Origin of the sequence: Photobacterium malacitanum (genome assembly GCF_900185615.1) — a bacterium.
GTDB classification, from domain to species: Bacteria; Pseudomonadota; Gammaproteobacteria; order Enterobacterales; family Vibrionaceae; genus Photobacterium; species Photobacterium malacitanum.
Genome location: NZ_FYAK01000041.1, coordinates 1 through 1,033 on the forward strand (window position 1 = coordinate 1; position 1,033 = coordinate 1,033).

Here is a 1,033-nt window from a genome sequence, read left to right on the forward strand (position 1 = left end):
CATCATTTTGATCAATGGGGCCTGTCACTTCAACCGTGTATGCGCCATCTTTCGCAATCGTTACGACCATCACTGGCTTGTTATCGCTATCAAGCACGGTTAATACGTTACCGTTAACTGTAAATGTAGTCGCAGCACCATTACTGGTTAGGTTGGCTAAATCCGGTTGGTCAGCATTGAAATCAAGCTGATGGATCGCATCTGAGCCCACATCCAACGGCACTTCGCCGCTAATAACCTCACCATTTTGGGTGGTTTCATTAATGGTGGTGCCACTGTCAGTGCCAAATTCTGGGTTGGCACCATCAACAATGGTGATATCAACATTGGCAGGCTTTTGTAGCCAATCACCATCGGTATCTTGCACCTGAATCGGCACATCAATGGTGATTTTATCGTTAACACTATCAACCAAACCATCGACACCACTGTCGGTGTGGTTTAACGGTTTGTCTTGATTAATCGTCACTGTGACGTCGATATCGTGGCCGTTCGCCGCTTGGACGGCATCCAATGATACCGTCACCACTTGCTCGCCGTCAGCGGTCACACCGACTAATTGCCCGGTGGTGCTGTCATAGCTAAAGCTGATCGCTTGATTATCACCCGTAGTTAACTCTGACTCTAATTCGCTAATTAATTGGGTTAATTGAGTCGGATCGATGGTCACTTTAGTTGGGTCTAGACGATCAGCGCCCGCCTCAATCACAATCGTGGTGTTGCCCGATACAGGGTAGCCTTGCTCACCAGCTTGAGGAGTTAAATCACCTTCGGTAATAGTAATATCACCGTGCTCATTACCGCCCGCATCAGCACCATCAGTGACAGTAATAACAACTTGTCCTTGCGTGCTGTCACCATCATTATCCGTCGCCGTCACGCCTAGGTTAATGTTGGCAATGTCTGCATCATTTTGATCAATGGGGCCTGTCACTTCAACCGTGTATGCGCCATCTTTCGCAATCGTTACGACCATCACTGGCTTGTTATCGCTATCAAGCACGGTTAATACGTTACCGTTAACTGTAAATGT

At 47.5% G+C, this 1,033-nt stretch carries 1 protein-coding gene; it reads right to left on the bottom strand.

Annotated elements, in window-relative coordinates:
* On the bottom strand, window positions 1–1,033 hold a 1,033-nt coding region (locus PMAL9190_RS20260), incomplete at both ends, for a hypothetical protein (protein WP_159458408.1).